The following is a 17852-nucleotide window of genomic DNA, read 5'->3' as shown; positions in this document are numbered from 1 at the left end:
CCTTGCAGGCAGATGAATGAGCGATTCGTATTTTTATTATAGAACCACGCCGCCAATCAGAAGATTCAAAGGCGCGGTATGCGGGTGACGAGGTGATGTAGCGCCTGGGCATGCTGGCGCAAAACAAGATACACATCGTTATCCAGAGCGCCATTTATAACATCAGCTTCGATAAGATGTAACGCCTCTTGATACGGCATTCCGAGCCGATAAGGGCGATCCTCAACGAGCGCGGTAAAGATGTCCGCAACGGCGATAATTCTGTCTGGAAGGTGTAAATAACGATGATTTAAATGAAGTGGATAGCCGCTGCCATCGAGTTTTTCATGGTGATTAGCGGCCCAATCGATGATTTCCGCCAGATCGGTGAAATCTCGTAATATTTCACCGGTCATATAGCTATGTTCGCGGATCAATAGCGCTTCGTCATCGCTAAGTTCAGCCTGTTTTTCGAGGATCGCCAGTGGAATATATATTTTGCCGATATCATGCAAATAGCCGGCAATTTCAATTTTGCGGCATACCAGCGGCGGTAAATTCATATAGACGGCGAGGGCATAAGAAATTTCGCCAACCATAATGCTGTGGCTGGCGGTGAAACTACTGTAAGTATCGACAATTTTCGCGATCAGCAAACAAATATCTTTCAGACCATCGATGTCAATAAATACGTCATTAATCGGTCCCACAATTTCCAGCAGCCGCTGAATATGTTCTGCTTGCATATGGCGCCAGAAGGTAGGGTGTTGCGCCAGTTCACACAGGGTATCGCACAGTGGCGGATCGATATCGCGATAGTCATCGACAAAGCGGGCGATGAGCGCTTTTTGTTGGTCCGGGGCAACGACGCCTTGCGTAGGAAGGAGCCGTTCAAAGCAGTCCGCAAAATAGACGATATGTTGCTCCAGATTACCTTTGCGAGTAGGGCTAAAGTGGTGATCGCCAATAATGGGGCTGATAAGAGTAAAAGTATCCAGGCCGGCAAGCATCTGTACGCCGCGGATTTGGTGTGGGTCATAAAGGTTATCTATCGCATTCAGTGAGTCAATGCGCCGCTTATCGCCCAGTACGCCGATATCATGCAGCAGCGCGGCCAGAAAAACGGTTTTTTGCTGGGGCGCTGGAAGATCCAACGCCAGTGATAATTTGTAGCTTATCAGCGCCGTGCGCTGTAAATGCAGATCCAGCCTCGGGTTGATGGCATTAATAACGCGCGTGATCAGCATTAAAGCCGACTTTAAGGCAATACGCATTTTTTTCTCCGTCCATGCAATCCGCTGTTGCCGTTAATCCTGTGGCATCCGAAAGTGCGCTCAAATGCCTCCCGGACGCGGCGCGAGTGAAGCGACGCATAACTGAGGCTTCATCCACGCTCCGTAAACAATTCATTTTAGCTCACATAGTCGCTTTCATTCTGGTAATCACATGATGAATCACTTCACAGTTTGATTCATATCTAGTTGCGGTGAGGAGTGATGGCTTTTACATCACCTTTCAGGAGACGGTAAACGCGGACTGGACAATGCCCAAATCCGCGATAATGTTTTGTCAGTCTCAATTTTGTGAGATGGCATCGGCAATGCCGCTTTATTGCCTGGAGTGCATCGAAGAGTAATCACGGGGGATGAGGTCGATATTCCTGCGAACGTGACTACTAGCTGCAACGCTATACTTTTGTCAGTATTTATCAGTAAGCATAAATAATCCTGTTCTTATTTATATTTATTAATTACTAACATTTTAATCGGCCAGCACGGTATGTGAATATTATTATCTACAGTGATTGTTTGTATTGAACGCATTTGAGGTATGTATGTTTTTTGGTCGTTACTGTTCGGGGCTTGATGCGCTGGGAGGCAGCGTCAGTAGCGGCCTGCGTGAATCCACGCTTGTAAAATCGCCAGATGGCAGTTTAAGTCCATTCCTATATCAGAAAAAATCATTAGCGCGAAAATGATTATCAGTGTGAATATGAATGAGCGGACCTCAATTCTGCTTTACAATTTGTAACATCTGTGAATCTATTATGTATTTTAGCGTTAAGTGTAATTTTTTCTTGCTGCCGTGAATTTACCAGGATTACTATTGTCTGACTTGCTGTATCGCCTAATGACGGATGAAGGGACTCGTTTTTTCCTTAAGCGTTACCCTATATTTTAATGTTTACAGGAAAAACCATGTCTTGCGCCTTTAAAAAACATCTATTGCTTCCCCGTTATTGGGTGACCTGGTTTGGCCTGGCCATTCTTTGGTTAATCGTCCAACTCCCTTATCCCGTGTTACATACGCTCGGCACCAGCGCAGGGCGGCTATCGCGTCGCTTTCTGAAACGTCGGGAACACATCGCCCGGCGTAACATTGAGCTGTGCTTCCCGGAAATGTCCAGCGCTGCCCGCGAAAAGCTGCTGGAAGAGAACTTTATGTCCCTCGGCATGGGGCTTATCGAAACGGGTATGGCGTGGTTCTGGAGCGATGAACGCGTTAAAAAATGGTTTGACGTCGAAGGCATCGCTAATCTGAACGCTGCGCTTAGCGCCGATAAAGGCGTGATGGTTGTTGGCATTCACTTTATGTCACTGGAGCTGGGTGGTCGCGCAATGGGCTTGTGTCGTCCGATGATGGCGACGTATCGCCCGCACAATAGCCCGCTTATGGAGTGGGTGCAGACTCGCGCTCGTCTGCGCTCGAATAAAGCGATGATCGACCGTCGTAATCTCTCCGGGCTGGTACATGCGTTGAAATCCGGTGAGGCGGTGTGGTTTGCGCCGGATCAGGATTACGGCCCGAAGGGCAGCGTTTTTGCGCCGTTCTTCTCGGTACCACAGGCGGCGACGACTAATGGTACTTGGGTGTTGTCGCGCCTCTCCGGTTCGAAAATGCTGAGTATCAGTATGGTGCGCAAGCTGGATCGTAAAGGCTACAGCCTGCATATCAGTGAAGTTATGAATGATTATCCCGGCGAAGATAAACAGATTGCCGCCAGCTATATCAACAAGGTCATTGAACGCGAAATTCTGCGTGCGCCGGAGCAGTACCTGTGGGTGCATCGCCGGTTCAAAACCCGCCCGCTTGGCGAAACTTCGGTATATTAGTACCACAGTTGCGCTCCACGCTTTCAAAATGACCGCAGTTGCGTTAACGTGAGCCGGATCATACTTTTTGTTGAAAGCGAAGGAGTGCAGCGTGTTCGCTGAGTTTGGTGTTTTGAATTATCTGACCTACCTGGTCGGGGCTATTTTTATCATTCTCGTACCTGGTCCCAATACCTTTTTTGTACTGAAAACCGGTATCGCGCACGGCGTTAAGAAAGGATACCTTGCCGCCGCCGGCGTGTTTATCGGCGACGCGGTTCTGATGTTCCTGGCATTTGCTGGCGTTGCGACGCTTATCAAAACGACGCCGGTGCTGTTTAATATTGTGCGCTATCTCGGCGCGATTTATCTGCTTTGGCTGGGCGCTAAAATGCTCTACTCGGTATTTAAACAGCGCGAGGGGCATGATGCCGCCGATGCTGAGCCGGGGAGCGCGATCCTCAAACGCTCGTTAACCCTGAGCCTGACCAACCCGAAAGCGATCCTTTTCTATGTCTCTTTTTTCGTCCAGTTCATTGACGTTAATGCGACATCGCCGGGCGTCGCGTTCTTTATCCTGGCGCTGACGCTGGAGATCATTAGCTTTGTCTACATGAGCTTCCTTATCCTGTCTGGCTCGTTTGTTACGCGCTATGTGAAAACCAAAAAGAAACTGGCGAAATTGGGCAACAGCCTGATCGGCCTGGTCTTTGTTGGCTTTGCCGCACGCCTTGCGACGCTGCAGTCCTGATCCCGGAATCGGTTTGCCAGCGATAATCGCTGTGTTGTAACAAAAACCCTTCAATTTTTATTGCATTGGTGTTACATATACAGCCGATTATCGCTCACAGAGAAGGGAACCCGGATGATTCTGCAAAAAATCCTCAGTAATAAAAACGGCAAGAAGTTTCTGTTGTCGATGGCGACGGTATTTGCTATTGCGCTTGCCGTCGTGGGCCGCGCAACGTTCGGTGGCGTGGTGAGCGAGTACAATATGCCGTACTCGGAGTGGACAACCTCGATGTTCTTCCTGCAAGGCGCGATGGTGATGGTTTACAGTACCGTGTTCACCGTATTATTTGCTATCCCGCTGGGCTTTCTGTTTTTAGGTTCTGACCGTCAGGACTAAAAGCAACAAGGCGAACACTAGTTCGCCTTTTGCGTGATCCCGTCTGTCACCATCCTCGATCATGATGATGATGGTGGTGGTGCCGATGATGGTAACCATCATCCACGATACATCCCGATAACAGCGTGCACAGCGCAATAATCAACGGTAACACCATCGGTTTTTTCATTACTCACTTCTCCAGTTAATGCCCGCTTTGCTGCATAAATACAGCGAAGCGGCTGATGAAATGAGTGTATCGTCCTAACTTATTGAGTAGATAAGACAACTCTGCAATAGCGGGGCGGCGGGAAAAATTGAGATTACCACCAGCCCAATTCGGTGCCGGCAATCACCACGATGGCGACGATAATCATAATGATGGTCGTCTTTTTCATGATGCCCCCCCTGGCGCCGCATAGCCGCCAACAAAAAACCAGCCCAGAAAGACCACGGCGACGATGAAAATCACCACCGGAAAAAGAATACCCAATTTCATGCTTAGTTCCTGTCTCTTAACGTTATGTTATCTATCATACTGGAAAGTTATGCTTTCTGGTCAATATCGAAAATGGTCAGCTTGCGGCGCGAGTTTTTATCGTGATACATGGCTTCATCCGCTGCGCGCAGCGCCTGCTCAACGTCCATATTTTGCGGATCGACTTCGATCACTCCAAAGCTGGCGCCAGGGTATTCTATACCGTGTCCGGCCAGACGGTAACGCCCGGTAAGCTGCTGGCGTAGGTGGGCAATAAATTCCTCCTGCTCAGATGATTCAAGCGCCGGGCCGATGATTAAAAATTCATCGCCGCCGAGGCGGCCAACGGTATCTTCGTTACGTACGTTGGCACTTAATCGTTCACCTATCTGGATGAGAAAACTGTCGCCGCAGGGGTGGCCCAGTTTATCGTTAATCGCTTTAAAATCGTCGAGGTCGATAAAAATAAGCAGGAGCCTGCGCTGCTGGGCGCGAGCTTGAGTAAACAGCGTTTTAAGATGTTTAAACAACGCGCGGCGGTTAGCCAGACCGGTCAGCTCATCGGTATAGGAGTGCATCTCCAGCGCCGCATTCGCGCTGCGCAGCTGCTGAACCAGCGTCTCTTTCTCCACGTAATGGGAGATCAGGCTGGCGAACAGGATCATTACCTGCTCACCTTCAAGATTATAGGGCTGTTTGACGCGGCTGGTGGCGCACAACGTACCATATAACGAACCATCGGCAAGATGGACAGGAATACTAAAGAACGTGGCGATCCCGAGTTCCTGCGCGGCGGTGCAGGAGCGCCAGCGTTGGCCAACCTCGTTGCAAAATATACAGTTATCATCGATTGCGCGTTTGCAGAGCGACTCGTCCCAGGGAACGGAAAAGCCTTCCGGGATCTGCATTTCGCTGCTGTTGTGGGCATACATGACTAACTGGCGCTGCGCTTCTAAATCAATCCGTGTCAGATAGGTAGACTCCATACGAGTCACCAGCTCCAGCATTTCCAGCAGTTGTCGCACCAACGTTTCGAGCGTTCGTTCGGTAGCAAGCGTCTGTGAGACGCGGGCAAGAATGAAGTCTGACATGAATGAAACGGCCCCCGGAGGTTAGCGCAGTACTGCGAGCTGGCGCAGCGAACAGCTAATAACAAACAAATTTATAACGAATGTATCACATTTAGCAGGGGGATATCTGCTATCGCGACGGTAAAAAAAAGCCCCATCGGGGGCGATGGGGCAAAACTCATTGATTATGGAATGATCTGTTCTCTGGTCAATTCGAGAACGAGCGCTACTCTAAAGGGCAAAAGTGTAGTTAAAATGGAGAAACCGTGGAGATTCAGGGCGAAAGGTCGCTTTGAATAAAACAGGAGTAATTATGAAGTGGATAGTAATGATGTTGCCGCTGATGCTAGCGGGCTGCGCTCAGTCGCAACAGCCTGATGCGCCGCCGCCGCCAAATTCGATCGGTATGGCCAATCCGGCCGCCGTCTATTGCGACCAGAAGGGCGGTAAGCAGGTTCCGGTCCAGACGCCTCAGGGCGTACGCACCGACTGTAAACTTCCCAGTGGCGAAACGCTTGATGAATGGGAACTGTGGCGGCGCGATCATCCGGCGAAGAAATAATTCGCCGCCGCTAAATTAAGCTCTTCAGCCACTCCGCCAGCACCAGCGCATGATTTTGTTGCGTATCTTTTGCCGCATAGAGCAGGGTTAATGGCTGCTGGTTGGCCAATTTGGCGAGCCGTAGACCTTCATCGCGATGGGTTTCCAGCTCTTCGCGGTACTGCTGGCGGAAGTGAGAGAAGTCAATCGCTTCTCCGTGCAGAGCCTTACGTAAATCGCTGGAAGGCGTCAGGCTTTTACACCATTCGTCATAATGCAAATCCTCTTTTTTTATCCCCCGTGGCCACAGGCGATCGACCAGCACGCGGTAACCGTCGCTGGCCTCTGTAGGGTCATAAACGCGTTTACATTGAATCATCATTATTCTCCCGTCGTTATGTCATTCTGGCGGCAAGACCGTGCAGCGCGCCGCTAAATAACCATTGTGTTCCGCGAATGATATCGCTAATCTGAGGTTCCTTGTGTTGCCCGATAATCCTCAGACATAAGGATCCTGCTATGAACACCCCTTTGCGCATTGCCCTTGTTGGCGATTACAACCCTGACGTGATTGCCCATAAGGCTATTCCGCTGGCTATTGATGATGCTGCCGCGGTCCTGGAACAACCGGTGAGCTATGACTGGTTAGCCACCAGCGAGATTGTCAGCGCAGATCAGCTCACCGATTATGACGCCATCTGGGTGGTTCCCGCCAGCCCGTATAAAAACGCCGATGGCGCATTCATCGCCATTCGCTACGCCCGCGAAAATAGCATTCCGTTCCTCGGCACCTGCGGCGGTTTCCAGCACGCGATTATCGAATATGCCCGTAATGTTATGGGATGGCAGGATGCGGCGCACGCCGAAACCGATAGCGAAGGGCGCATGGTCATTGCGCCATTAAGCTGTTCGCTGGTGGAAAAATCAGATGCTATCGAACTGCGCGCGAACACGCTGATCGCCCGCGCTTATGGCCGGGACAGCATTGAAGAGGGATATCATTGTAACTACGGTATTGCCGAAAGCTTTGCCCATGAACTGGAGCAGGGCGCGCTGCGGGTAACCGGGTGGGATGAGAACGGCGAGATCCGCGCCGTGGAGTTAACCACCCATCCGTTCTTCGTCGCCACGCTGTTCCAGCACGAGCGCAACGCGCTGGAAGGGCGTCCGGCGTCGCTGGTACAGGCTTTCCTGCACGCGGCCCGGCAATAAAAAATCGGCAGCCCTGGCTGCCGACTCTTGTGATTAATGAATTTCCCGCGCCCTGCCGGCAAGGGCGCCGAACAGCGCCATGACCACTGCGATGAGTGCGACGATGATTAACGGTATATGCCAGTCGCCGTAAGCATCATGGATTTTACCGATGAGCGGCGGTCCGCAGGCGGCCAGCAGATAACCAATAGTCTGCGCCATGCCGGAAAGCGCCGCGGCCTGATGCGCTGAGCTGGCGCGTAGACCAATAAACGTCAGGCCAAGGATCATGGTGGCGCCGGATCCGAAGCCAAAAATCAATGTCCAGATCACCGCCTGACCGGGCAGTAACCACAATCCCAGCGTGCTTACCACGCACATTAAGGCTACCAGAACGGCGATGCCGCGCTGATCTTTTAGCCTGTGGAGTACCAGCGGGATGGCCAGGCCTGGCGCGGCGGTTGCCAGCTGCAGCAGGCCATGTAGCGAGCCAGCCTGCGCTTCGCTATAGCCCATACTCTGCAGGATTGCGGGCAGCCAACCAACGATAACGTAATAGACCAGTGAATTAATCCCAAGGAACAGCGTGACCTGCCAGGCCAGCGCCGAACGCCAGATCCCCCGATTGTGCGCAGCGCCCGATCCGGTCATCGGCGTGGAAGCCTGACGACGGGCCTGCGGCAGCCAGAGTAATAGCGCCAGCAGTGGGAAAACCATCAGTAGCAGCAGCGCGCCGCGCCAGCCAAACCCCGCCAGCGCCAGCGGCACCACCATCGCGGAACCTGCCGCCGCCGCCGCGCCCATGGTAATGGAGTAGGCGCCGGTCATCCGGGCGACATGGCCGGAAAAATCACGCTTAATTAACCCTGGCAACAGCACGTTACCCAGCGCGATGCCGCAGCCAATGAGCGCTGTACCGATATATAGCCAGGCTGCTGAGGGGAGGGAACGTAATCCGATCCCGAGGCAAATAATCACCATCGCCAGCAGCAGGCTACGCTCAATGCCGAAACGGCGGGCGACGCCGGCCGCCAGCGGAGAGACCAGCCCGAAGGCCAGCAGCGGCAGGGTCGTGAGCAGCCCGGTTTGCGCCGTCGTCAGTTGGTATTCAGCGCGTATCGCATCCAGCAGTGGGGCGATACCGGTGAAAGTTACCCGTAGCGTGGCGGCGATAAATAAAATTCCGACAATCAGCAGCAGTTTGTTGCCGTTGGCAGAGGAAGAAACAGGACTCATAACATTCTCAGACTAATAAACAGGGTCGTAACAATAGCCTGTTTAACGGCTGTTTGAATCAAGCTAAAATGACAGATTATCGCTAATATCGGACAATTTGATGATTGGACTGGGTTTAGACGGCTATGAACCAGATAGCGGCCATGAAGCGGCGCTGGCGTTTCGCATTCAGGTGGTGGACGACGAGCAGTTTATTCCGCGTCATCAGCACCGCAAAGGTCAGCTGATCCTCGCGTTGCACGGCGCTTTAACCTGCGAAGTGGATAACGCCATGTGGATGGTGCCGCCGCTGTATGCGGTGTGGGTACCGGGTCAACTCCCGCACAGCAATCGCGCAACGCCAGGAGCGCAGGTGTGCTTTTTGTTCATTGAACCGGGGGCGGCGCCGATGCCTGAGCATTGCTGCACGTTAAAAATCTCACCGCTGGTGCGAGAGTTGATTATGACCCTTGCCGAACGCGGCAGGGAGGCGCTTGACACGTCGCCTACGCAGCGCCTGGTGCAGGTATTATTTGATGAGCTACCGCAACAACCGCAGGAACATCTGCAGCTGCCGGTTTCAGGACATCCGAAGATCCGCCGGATGGCCGACACGATGGCCCGCGATCCGGCGCACTGGCAGACGCTCTCGCAGTGGGCGGCGGCGTTCGCCATGAGCGAACGCAATCTGGCACGGCTGGTGGTGCGGGAGACCGGGCTTAGCTTTCGCCGCTGGCGGCACCAGCTGCAGCTGATCCTGGCGCTGCAGATGCTGGTGCGCGGACAGACGGTACAGCAAACCGCCCAGACGCTCGGTTATGATTCAACAACCGCCTTTATCACCATGTTTAAAAAAGGATTAGGGCAAACGCCTGGCCGCTACCACGCCAGTTTATCTAAGCCTTTCCGATAAAAAGCGAAATAATGCCGGCGGCGATAAGCGGCCCGACCGGGACACCGCGAAACAGCGCAACGCCCAGTACGGTACCCACCAGCAGCCCGGCGACCAGCTGAGGCTGCGAACCCATTAGCGCGACGCCACGTCCGCCAAGCCACGAGACGAACACGCCCACGGCAATCGCCAGCAGTGACTTCCAGTTCACAAAAGAGTGGATCAGCGTTGAGGGCGGTAGCGTTCCGCTGGCGATGGGAGCCATCACGCCGATGGTCAAAATGATGATACCGATGGTCAGCCCCTGCTTTTCAATCCAGGGAAAGAAAACATTAAGCGGCGTCACCCGCACGATGATGAGCACCAGTATTGAGATAGCGACCGTGGTGTTATGACTGATAAAGCCGAGCGCCGCCAGCCCCAGCAAGATAAACAGGGTTGTATCGAACATTCCAGAGGTCCTTGCCAAAATAAAAAAGAAACCTGCTTACTCTACGCATAATCGCGTGAATAAACAGGCTTTTAATTTATTTACTGCAAATCAGTCTACCAGCGCCGCCTGCGAATCTTGTCGCACACGGGCGATGTGCTAAATGACGCGACGGAACGCTGCCAGCTCAGGGCGGGCGATACGCAGATAATCGTCGGTATTCATAATGATCGATTTTTCCAGCAGGCCGGCATTAAAGGCTATCTCGGTAAAACGTTCGAACAGCAGCGGGTCGGCGACCAGTTTTAGCTTAGGGTGAAAGCTAAACGGCGGAATGGCGCCAAATACGCAGGCGGTAAGAGCATTGACCTCCGCCGGGCTGGCGAGCGACGCTTTACTGCCGCCAATATGCTGCGCCAGACGGGATAAATCGGCCTGCTGATCGCCGGCAAGGATAGCCAGTACGTGCTGGTTTATCCCATTACCTTTCACTTTACAGACCAGCGCTTTGGCGCCCTGTCCCAACGCGGTACCGCGGATTGCAGATACGGCTTCACATTTGCCAACGGCTTCATGTTCCATGACCCGATAGCGAGCCTGCTGCTCATCAAGGAGGCGGCATAACCGCTGGTGTATGTCGGCTGTCTCTGGCGATTGCATATTGCGATGGTTCCTCTGCTGAAAAGGGCAAGCTTAACTCCGCGCGGCGGCAATGAAAACTTATCAGCGAATGCCGGGGATTTTTTTCTGCTTTTTGTTTATATACAGGCGCGCATCGGCTGCTTTCATTGCTTCACCGAGTGAGTGTTCTGGCGCGAGATGTTCCGCTCCCCAGGAGAAATCGACGCGCTGTTGATGGTCATGAATCGCCAGATATTGCCGGATCCTCGCCGGGATATTTTCCGCTTCATCTTCCGGATAATCGATCAGAATTAGAAAGAACTCATCGCCTCCTAAGCGCACGCCATAATCGCTGCTGCGAATAGAAGCGGAAATAGCCTGCGCCAGAAGAATAATCGCTTCGTCGCCGGCGTTATGCCCCCAGGTATCGTTGATCTTTTTCAGTCCATCGCAGTCAAGGGCCATTGTAACGACGTTAACCCCTTGCGCGGTAAGTCGTTGCAGGCGTGATTCCAGCATCGGGGTAAGGATCTTACGATTATAAAGGCCGGTCATGGTATCGCTGATATTCTCTTTCGACACCGAGTTGTAGTGGCGGAAATGAACCCGCACCAGGTGCAGTAACGCGGCGGTTGAGAGTAAATAAAACAGGAAGAGTTTCCACGAGCTGAGCAGAAAATACATAATATCAAGAGATAAGGTTATCCGTAAGTTTTCTGCTACCTGATGGGTGTAATGGGCGTAATTCAACAGATGTGTTTTACTATTATGTACCTCAATGAGCGCGCCGGTATCGGAATCCTTCAAGGTAATATCCAGATAGCGCCACACCAAAGGTCGGTCGCTGGTGTATAACAAGGCCTCAATCTCTTGCGCGGTCACATCGACCATCACTACGCCTTTCAGCTTATCCTTGAAATACACTGGCGTTAAAAACGATAAAATATTCTTTCCCGTCATCGCATCAACATACACGGTCGAGATGAGCGAACGACCCTGTTCTAAACCATCAAGGCTGGCCTGGCTAATACCCAGTTTACTGTCCTGAAGAAAATTCCAGTTCTGTATCGGATTGCTTTTAATTCTGACGGGCGCATAAAAGTAGATGTATTTATTTACCAGATCTATGTAATAGCGAAAGCGTTTTTCTGATTTGAGCGTCGCAGGAACCTCTGGCTGCCAGCTATCATTTCTGGCAACCGCGCGATCGAATGCCTGGAGCGCAGGAATATCTCCACGCCATTTGCCGCAGTCGGCATGTGCGGCGCTTAGGGTGCCATGCAATTGGGGATAGGTATAGCCGGCGATATTCAAACCACTGACATCCCCGTTGTGTTGTACGCTATTACAGACCTGTTCTAACTCTGTTTGGTTTGGGGGAGTATCCAGCTTGCGCAGAAACTGAGAGATGATGAGTTGATTCTGATACTTATCATAGAGAAAGGTCGATTCTCCTTTTTCTATGATGTATCGCATATAGCCTGACATATCGCGATGGGTAGCGATTAATTCGTATACGAGAAATGAAGACGTCAACACCACGACGCCTGCGGAAATAACATGTCGCAGTAATTTATTCTGTAATTTCATGATGTTTGCATTCGTCCTACTCGTTTAGCTGATTTTATCATAGTGGATAAACTGGCTACCAGAGCGTGGGTGAACAAACGGCTGGTCAGAAAACTATGCTGACAGATAGTTCAGGAGTGGAGAATAGGGCAAGGCAGGCTGGACTAAAAAGCGGCACTCTTCATGACGCGTGTCTGAAGAGTGCGCAGGACTGGCCTAAGGCCACTCATGAGGCGGCGGAGGCAAACATTTTGCCGCTTCCGGCGAGCTGTGACATGACAGGCTGATAAACATCGATAGATTCGATATTGTCAAAAGTCACCATGTCGGATTTACAAAAAATGCATTTCGCGCCGAAGGGATTTTTTTCGCTCACATCAAAATGTGAGGTTCTGTACTGTGACCCATGGCAGCACGGGCATCGGAAATGAATATTGTTAATCATAATTTTATCCTTTTATATTATTATGTTTTTTTACATTTTGTCACTCATCCACAGATTATAAATACGTAAAGTTTCTGGTGGGCTGAGCTTCAAAACGGAAATATCTTTAATGTTACTACTAAAAATAGCATGCCTGACAAATTATGTTATCAATTTATGCCATTTTGTGGTGATTTGAATGAGATGCTTCTTATTTATCTACTCAGGTCAAAGCCGTCATCGTTATCGTAAATCAGAAGTTCGCATCAAATTTAGCCGGCGTTTAACCGTCTTACTAAGCCATTACTCTTATTAGTCATCTTCTATCCAGTTTTTTAATGTATCAAAGCATACAGGATTTGATTTGCAGAAGAATCTTAATACTATTGGAGAGACTCAGGAAAGGTGGTATCAGCGATAGCGCCTGGAGGTGTGAGTAACTGCTTGGGTAATATCTTTCTGTCTTTCAAATCGACGTAGCCATTAACGCATAGTAGAAAAAATAGTGCAACATTTATTTTAGCCATCCAGAGGCCCAATGCGTAAAGGATTAATTCGGTAATTATCTAAATGTAAATGAGCGGAGCCTGAACCTGGCTATTTATGTGTTTGTGGTACAGAAAAATCAGCCAGAATGGGTATTTATCTGGCTGATTAATGAGGCTAAGTATTGCTGGTGGTGCCTTGTTTATGGAACAGTTCACGGAACACCGGGTAAATATCTTCCTGATCGCGAATATGCTGCATAGCAAAATTCTCAAATGTTGCCTGCAGATGTTCATACTCGCGCCACAGAGTCTGGTGGGCGCGGCGGGTGATTTCGATATAGCTGTAGTAACGAACCACCGGCAGTATTTTCTTCGCCAGCAGTTCATGACACAGCGGCGAGTCGTCTGCCCAGTTATCGCCATCCGACGCCTGCGCGGCGTAAATATTCCACTGCGCCGGGTCATAGCGGGCTTTAACAACCTCATCCATCAACTTCAGGGCGCTTGAAACAATCGTGCCGCCGGTCTCCTGGGAATAGAAAAACTCATGTTCATCCACCTCTTTCGCCTGGGTGTGGTGGCGGATATAGACCACTTCAACGTTTTTATAGGTCCGGCTGAGGAACAAATACAGCAGAATGTAAAAACGTTTCGCCATGTCTTTTGTGGACTGGTCCATTGAACCAGAAACATCCATCAGGCAGAACATCACCGCCTGGCTTGAAGGCTCCGGTCGTTTCTCATAGTTTTTGTAGCGTAAATCAAACGTGTCGATAAACGGCACGCGCTCAATTTTAGCCCGCAGTTCCGCAATCTCTTTACGTAGCCGCTCCTCTTCCAGCAGCTGCGCTGGTTCGCTTTTGGCAATGGTATCGAGACAGTCTTCCAATGCCCGCAGTTCGCGCCGTTTACCGGCGGTCATCGCGGTTCGCCGCGCCAGCGAATTCTGTAATGAACGCACCACGCTGATATTGGCCGGCACGCCGTTGGCGGTAAAACCCGCACGATGGGTTTTGAACTCGTTCAACTGGCGTTGCTGGTTTTTCTTCAGGTTGGGAAGGGCCAGATCTTCAAACAGCAGGTCAAGATATTCATCTTTGGAAATCTGAAAGACGAATTCATCCTGGCCCTCGCCATCGGCGCTGGCTTGCCCCTGACCACCGCCGCCTCCACCGCCGCCGCCCTGTGGGCGTTCAATGCGGTCGTTCTGCACAAAGTGATCGTTGCCGGGATGGACGCGATTACGTAGCCCGCCGCGCCCCTGATGAAACATTGGCTCGTTAATATCGTCCGTCGGAATGGAGACGGATTCACCGCTGTCGATATCGGTCACCGAACGTTTATTGATGGCTTCGGAGATCGACTGCTTTATCTGCGCCTTGTAACGGCGCAGAAAGCGCTGACGATTGACAGCGCTTTTGTTCTTCCCGTTCAGGCGTCGGTCTATGAACCAGGTCATATGCCCTCCTGTACTGCATTTGCCAACTGTACCCTGATGTTGATTAGGGTAGATGTCTTTCATTATACGAGCCGTGGTGCTGAAACCCGGCAGCCGCGGCTACCGGGTTTGTCGCTATCAGGACGATTTACGTACCCGCAGGTACCATTCGCACAGCAGGCGCACCTGTTTACGGGTATAGCCTTTTTCCATCATGCGATCGACAAAGTCGTCGTGTTTTTTCTGCTCGTCGGTAGACGTTTTGGCATTGAACGAAATGACCGGCAACAGCTCCTCGGTATTGGAGAACATTTTCTTCTCAATAACCGTGCGCAGTTTCTCATAGCTGGTCCAGTTCGGATTACGTCCGCTGTTATTCGCTCTGGCGCGCAGCACGAAGTTGACGATTTCGTTACGGAAATCTTTCGGGTTGCTGATCCCGGCGGGTTTCTCGATTTTCTCCAGTTCCGAATTCAGCGACTCACGGTCGAACAGTTGCCCGGTATCCGGATCGCGGTACTCCTGATCCTGAATCCAGAAATCCGCATAAGTGACATATCTGTCAAAAATGTTCTGTCCATATTCGGAATAAGACTCAAGATAAGCAGTCTGGATCTCTTTACCGATAAACTCGGCGTATTTCGGGATCAGATAGCCTTTGAGGAATTCCAGATAACGTTCGGCTTGCTCCTGCGGGAACTGTTCGCGTTCGATTTGCTGTTCCAGTACGTAGAACAGATGGACCGGGTTAGCCGCCACTTCGGCATGATCGAAGTTAAACACCCTTGAGAGAATTTTAAAGGCAAAACGGGTAGAGAGACCGTTCATCCCTTCGTCAACGCCGGCGTAATCACGATACTCCTGGTAGGATTTCGCTTTCGGATCGGTATCTTTTAAGCTTTCGCCGTCATAGACGCGCATCTTCGAGTAGATGCTCGAGTTTTCCGGCTCTTTCAGGCGCGACAGGATTGAGAAGCGCGACAGCGTTTCGAGCGTTCCAGGGGCGCATGGCGCATGGGTCAGTTCACTGTTATTCAACAATTTTTCATAAATACGGATCTCTTCCGAGATGCGCAAGCAATAAGGCACTTTGACGATATAGACACGGTCAAGGAACGCCTCGTTGTTTTTGTTATTACGGAAGGTCACCCACTCGGATTCGTTGGAGTGTGCGAGGATAATACCGTTGAACGGCAGGGCGGAGATACCCTCGGTACCGTTATAGTTGCCTTCCTGGGTCGCCGTCAGCAGGGGGTGCAATACTTTAATCGGCGCTTTAAACATCTCGACGAATTCCATGATCCCCTGGTTGGCGCGGCACAGCGCGCCGGAGTAACCATAGGCATCCGGATCGTTTTGCGCATAGTGTTCCAGTTTACGGATATCCACTTTCCCCACCAGCGCCGAAATGTCCTGGTTATTTTCATCACCGGGTTCCGTTTTGGCGATGGCAATCTGTTCGAGGATTGACGGCCACACTTTCACGACGCGGAATTTAGTGATATCACCGCCGAACTCGTGCAGGCGTTTAGCCGCCCACGGCGACATTATTGTGCCGAGATAACGGTTAGGAATGCCGTATTCTTTATTGAGGATCTGCGCGTCCTCCTGCGGGTTAAACAGGCACAGCGGATGATCGTTGACCGGGCTGCGTTCGCCGTTGGCGCTCAGCACGTAGATTGGCACTCGCTGCATCAGCGATTTCAGACGTTCCGCCAGCGAGGATTTACCGCCGCCGACCGGCCCCAGCAAATACAGAATCTGTTTTTTCTCTTCCAGACCCTGCGCAGCATGTTTCAGGTAGGAAACAATCTGCTCGATGGCATCTTCCATACCATAGAACTCTTCAAACGCCGGATAGCGTGCGACAACCCGGTTTGAAAAGAGGCGGGACAGCCGCGGCTCCAGGGCCGTATCGACCATGACTGGTTCACCAATGGCCGTCAATAGCCGCTCTGCCGCGTTGGCATAAGCACTGCGATCTTGCCGGCAGATGGTAAGAAACTCCTGCAGTGTGAACTCTTCGTCCTTGGCAGCTTCATAGCGCTGGCGATAGTGATCGAATATATTCATGGCATGCCGTCCTTTCGTTTTTTAGCACAGGTTGAGAGCCGTTCATATGAATAGTAGGGGCCCCCGGAAGGAGCAGGCTGAACGACATCCTTTACTTATCAGCAACCCTCGTGCCAGGTTACAGAAGCGATTTGGATAACGTGCTCTGCGACTACACCTTCTAAATTTAAGCGTAGATGCATTTAGAAAACTTGCATGCCGCTAAAACTCAATTTCAATGACATATCAATAACTCATCCGGAAACCAGGCAATTTTTCGCATATCTTGCCAAAGCCTTTCATTAATCTGTCATGAAGTCGCAAAAGGGCGGTCATTAAGCAGTGGGAAATTGTTCGGTTTAGTGTAAGAGCAAGTAAAGCATTTGAGGCATGACCTCTACGACGTTAAACTGCACGCGCTAATTATTTGACAACAGGAATATGGATCGTGACTAAAATCAAACTTCTGGCACTGGGTGTGTTCATCGCGACGTCAGCTAGCGCAGTGCACGCTGACGGGAAGTTAACGCTGGGGGCCGGCGTGGGCGTCGTCGAGCATCCTTATAAACAATATGATGCAGATGTTTACCCAGTACCTGTCATTAGTTATGAAAGTGAAAACTTCTGGTTCCACGGTTTGGGTGGTGGCTACTACCTGTGGAATGATACCAACGACAAACTGTCCGTGACCGCTTACTGGTCGCCAATGTATTTCAAGCCGGGCGACAGCGACAATTCGCAGATGCGCAAGCTGGATCGCCGCAAATCCACCATGATGGCGGGTTTAAGCTACGTTCATAACACTCAGTACGGATTCCTGCGTACGACGCTGGCCGGCGATACGCTGGACAACAGCAACGGCATCACCTGGGATTTGGCATGGCTGTATCGTTATACCAACGGCAACCTGACCCTGACGCCGGGTATTGGCGTGGAGTGGAACAGCGACAATCAAAACGAATACTACTACGGCGTCTCGAAGCATGAGTCGAATCGTAGCGGCATGCGCAGCTACGATCCTGACAGCAGCTGGAACCCGTATCTGGAGCTGGCGGCGAACTATCGTTTCCTCGGCGACTGGAGCGTTTACGGTATTGCCCGTTACACTCGTCTGTCTGACGAAATCACCGATAGCCCGATGGTGGACAAATCCTGGAGCGGCCTGATTTCGACGGGGATCACCTACTCCTTCTGATAGTGCACTTCCACAGACTTTTTTATGCATCAAAACAGGGCGTTATGCCCTGTTTTGCTATACGGTGGT

General features: G+C 51.2%; 19 protein-coding genes. 7 read left to right on the top strand and 12 right to left on the bottom strand.

Annotation, left to right across the window (positions count from 1 at the left end; all coding sequences use genetic code 11):
* Window positions 1-65: 65 nt before the first annotated feature.
* Window positions 66-1253 (bottom strand): HD-GYP domain-containing protein, encoded by a 1188-nt coding sequence (locus PGQ95_RS11545; protein WP_087859313.1) that lies wholly within the window; start codon window positions 1251-1253, stop codon window positions 66-68.
* Between the two features lie 924 nt (window positions 1254-2177).
* On the opposite strand from PGQ95_RS11545, the gene lpxP reads away from it, so the two are divergent.
* The 3 genes from lpxP to PGQ95_RS11530 all read left to right on the top strand — a co-directional run bounded on the left by lpxP (window position 2178) and on the right by PGQ95_RS11530 (window position 4200).
* The gene (gene lpxP / locus PGQ95_RS11540; protein WP_087859314.1) at window positions 2178-3092 is read left to right on the top strand and encodes a kdo(2)-lipid IV(A) palmitoleoyltransferase; all 915 of its coding nucleotides are present in this window, start codon (window positions 2178-2180) and stop codon (window positions 3090-3092) included.
* Between the two features lie 91 nt (window positions 3093-3183).
* Window positions 3184-3822 carry a leucine efflux protein LeuE gene (gene leuE / locus PGQ95_RS11535; protein WP_087859315.1) on the top strand — a complete coding sequence of 213 codons (639 nt, stop codon included), beginning with the start codon at window positions 3184-3186 and terminating at the stop codon, window positions 3820-3822.
* 114 nt (window positions 3823-3936) lie between these two features.
* The gene (locus tag PGQ95_RS11530) at window positions 3937-4200 is read left to right on the top strand and encodes a DUF2534 family protein (RefSeq protein ID WP_015366132.1); all 264 of its coding nucleotides are present in this window, start codon (window positions 3937-3939) and stop codon (window positions 4198-4200) included.
* Window positions 4201-4246: 46 nt separating this feature from the next.
* Here the strand turns inward: PGQ95_RS11530 and PGQ95_RS11525 are convergent, their stop codons facing one another.
* The 3 genes from PGQ95_RS11525 to PGQ95_RS11515 form a co-directional block, all read right to left on the bottom strand.
* Window positions 4247-4369, bottom strand: a complete 123-nt coding sequence (locus PGQ95_RS11525) for a hypothetical protein (protein ID WP_015366133.1) — start codon at window positions 4367-4369, stop codon at window positions 4247-4249.
* Window positions 4370-4573: 204 nt separating this feature from the next.
* Complete coding sequence (locus tag PGQ95_RS11520) at window positions 4574-4678, bottom strand: YoaK family small membrane protein (RefSeq protein ID WP_045374857.1); 105 nt, start codon at window positions 4676-4678, stop codon at window positions 4574-4576.
* A gap of 47 nt (window positions 4679-4725) precedes the next feature.
* Window positions 4726-5748 (bottom strand): sensor domain-containing diguanylate cyclase, encoded by a 1023-nt coding sequence (locus PGQ95_RS11515; RefSeq protein ID WP_087859316.1) that lies wholly within the window; start codon window positions 5746-5748, stop codon window positions 4726-4728.
* Between the two features lie 292 nt (window positions 5749-6040).
* Here PGQ95_RS11515 and PGQ95_RS11510 point away from each other — a divergent pair, with 292 nt between their 5' ends.
* On the top strand, window positions 6041-6289 hold the full coding sequence (locus PGQ95_RS11510) for a putative hemolysin (protein ID WP_015366135.1): 249 nt from the start codon (window positions 6041-6043) through the stop codon (window positions 6287-6289).
* Window positions 6290-6299: 10 nt separating this feature from the next.
* Here PGQ95_RS11510 and PGQ95_RS11505 read toward each other — a convergent pair whose 3' ends face one another.
* Entirely contained in the window at window positions 6300-6647 is a 348-nt protein-coding gene (locus PGQ95_RS11505) for a DUF488 domain-containing protein (RefSeq protein WP_087859627.1), read from the bottom strand.
* 140 nt (window positions 6648-6787) lie between these two features.
* Here PGQ95_RS11505 and PGQ95_RS11500 point away from each other — a divergent pair, with 140 nt between their 5' ends.
* Window positions 6788-7480 (top strand): CTP synthase C-terminal region-related (seleno)protein, encoded by a 693-nt coding sequence (locus PGQ95_RS11500; protein WP_430918138.1) that lies wholly within the window; start codon window positions 6788-6790, stop codon window positions 7478-7480.
* Window positions 7481-7513: 33 nt separating this feature from the next.
* On the opposite strand, the gene PGQ95_RS11495 is transcribed toward PGQ95_RS11500, so the two are convergent.
* Complete coding sequence (locus tag PGQ95_RS11495; RefSeq protein WP_087859318.1) at window positions 7514-8695, bottom strand: CynX/NimT family MFS transporter; 1182 nt, start codon at window positions 8693-8695, stop codon at window positions 7514-7516.
* Window positions 8696-8792: 97 nt separating this feature from the next.
* On the opposite strand from PGQ95_RS11495, the gene PGQ95_RS11490 reads away from it, so the two are divergent.
* Window positions 8793-9587: an AraC family transcriptional regulator gene (locus tag PGQ95_RS11490; protein ID WP_162750167.1), complete on the top strand. Its 795-nt coding sequence runs from the start codon at window positions 8793-8795 to the stop codon at window positions 9585-9587.
* On the opposite strand, the gene PGQ95_RS11485 is transcribed toward PGQ95_RS11490, so the two are convergent.
* The 6 genes from PGQ95_RS11485 to yeaG all read right to left on the bottom strand — a co-directional run bounded on the left by PGQ95_RS11485 (window position 9571) and on the right by yeaG (window position 16609).
* A complete protein-coding gene (locus PGQ95_RS11485; protein ID WP_045393296.1) occupies window positions 9571-10017 on the bottom strand; it encodes a DUF441 domain-containing protein in 447 nt (148 codons plus the stop codon). The genes PGQ95_RS11490 and PGQ95_RS11485 overlap by 17 nt on opposite strands.
* A gap of 138 nt (window positions 10018-10155) precedes the next feature.
* Window positions 10156-10656, bottom strand: a complete 501-nt coding sequence (locus tag PGQ95_RS11480; RefSeq protein WP_430918136.1) for a YbaK/prolyl-tRNA synthetase associated domain-containing protein — start codon at window positions 10654-10656, stop codon at window positions 10156-10158.
* A 63-nt stretch (window positions 10657-10719) separates the two neighbouring features.
* Window positions 10720-12207 (bottom strand): diguanylate cyclase DgcJ, encoded by a 1488-nt coding sequence (dgcJ, locus tag PGQ95_RS11475; protein WP_271032359.1) that lies wholly within the window; start codon window positions 12205-12207, stop codon window positions 10720-10722.
* A 205-nt stretch (window positions 12208-12412) separates the two neighbouring features.
* On the bottom strand, window positions 12413-12631 hold the full coding sequence (locus tag PGQ95_RS11470; RefSeq protein ID WP_087859322.1) for a cold-shock protein: 219 nt from the start codon (window positions 12629-12631) through the stop codon (window positions 12413-12415).
* Window positions 12632-13273: 642 nt separating this feature from the next.
* A complete protein-coding gene (locus tag PGQ95_RS11465; protein WP_087859323.1) occupies window positions 13274-14557 on the bottom strand; it encodes a YeaH/YhbH family protein in 1284 nt (427 codons plus the stop codon).
* A gap of 117 nt (window positions 14558-14674) precedes the next feature.
* Window positions 14675-16609, bottom strand: coding sequence for a protein kinase YeaG (gene yeaG / locus PGQ95_RS11460; RefSeq protein WP_015366145.1), 1935 nt, complete (start codon window positions 16607-16609; stop codon window positions 14675-14677).
* A gap of 427 nt (window positions 16610-17036) precedes the next feature.
* Here yeaG and PGQ95_RS11455 point away from each other — a divergent pair, with 427 nt between their 5' ends.
* Window positions 17037-17783, top strand: coding sequence for a MipA/OmpV family protein (locus PGQ95_RS11455; RefSeq protein WP_087859324.1), 747 nt, complete (start codon window positions 17037-17039; stop codon window positions 17781-17783).
* The last annotated feature ends 69 nt before the right edge of the window (window positions 17784-17852 follow it).

Source organism: Klebsiella sp. 141240, assembly GCF_050600805.1.
Classification (GTDB): domain Bacteria; phylum Pseudomonadota; class Gammaproteobacteria; order Enterobacterales; family Enterobacteriaceae; genus Klebsiella; species Klebsiella aerogenes.
The sequence above is the reverse complement of the archived record's forward strand: the minus strand, read 5'-3'. Positions and strand labels throughout refer to the sequence as shown.

Excerpts from the sequence above, each read along its gene's own strand:
- PGQ95_RS11545 (WP_087859313.1), bottom strand. The coding sequence starts at position 1,253 with ATGCGTATTGCCTTAAAGTCGGCTTTAATGCTGATCACGCGCGTTATT.
- lpxP (WP_087859314.1), top strand. The coding sequence starts at position 2,178 with ATGTCTTGCGCCTTTAAAAAACATCTATTGCTTCCCCGTTATTGGGTG.
- PGQ95_RS11530 (WP_015366132.1), top strand. The coding sequence starts at position 3,937 with ATGATTCTGCAAAAAATCCTCAGTAATAAAAACGGCAAGAAGTTTCTG.
- PGQ95_RS11525 (WP_015366133.1), bottom strand. The coding sequence starts at position 4,369 with ATGAAAAAACCGATGGTGTTACCGTTGATTATTGCGCTGTGCACGCTG.
- PGQ95_RS11520 (WP_045374857.1), bottom strand. The coding sequence starts at position 4,678 with ATGAAATTGGGTATTCTTTTTCCGGTGGTGATTTTCATCGTCGCCGTG.
- PGQ95_RS11515 (WP_087859316.1), bottom strand. The coding sequence starts at position 5,748 with ATGTCAGACTTCATTCTTGCCCGCGTCTCACAGACGCTTGCTACCGAA.
- PGQ95_RS11510 (WP_015366135.1), top strand. The coding sequence starts at position 6,041 with ATGAAGTGGATAGTAATGATGTTGCCGCTGATGCTAGCGGGCTGCGCT.
- PGQ95_RS11505 (WP_087859627.1), bottom strand. The coding sequence starts at position 6,647 with ATGATTCAATGTAAACGCGTTTATGACCCTACAGAGGCCAGCGACGGT.
- PGQ95_RS11500 (WP_430918138.1), top strand. The coding sequence starts at position 6,788 with ATGAACACCCCTTTGCGCATTGCCCTTGTTGGCGATTACAACCCTGAC.
- PGQ95_RS11495 (WP_087859318.1), bottom strand. The coding sequence starts at position 8,695 with ATGAGTCCTGTTTCTTCCTCTGCCAACGGCAACAAACTGCTGCTGATT.
- PGQ95_RS11485 (WP_045393296.1), bottom strand. The coding sequence starts at position 10,017 with ATGTTCGATACAACCCTGTTTATCTTGCTGGGGCTGGCGGCGCTCGGC.
- PGQ95_RS11480 (WP_430918136.1), bottom strand. The coding sequence starts at position 10,656 with ATGCAATCGCCAGAGACAGCCGACATACACCAGCGGTTATGCCGCCTC.
- dgcJ (WP_271032359.1), bottom strand. The coding sequence starts at position 12,207 with ATGAAATTACAGAATAAATTACTGCGACATGTTATTTCCGCAGGCGTC.
- PGQ95_RS11470 (WP_087859322.1), bottom strand. The coding sequence starts at position 12,631 with ATGATTAACAATATTCATTTCCGATGCCCGTGCTGCCATGGGTCACAG.
- PGQ95_RS11465 (WP_087859323.1), bottom strand. The coding sequence starts at position 14,557 with ATGACCTGGTTCATAGACCGACGCCTGAACGGGAAGAACAAAAGCGCT.
- yeaG (WP_015366145.1), bottom strand. The coding sequence starts at position 16,609 with ATGAATATATTCGATCACTATCGCCAGCGCTATGAAGCTGCCAAGGAC.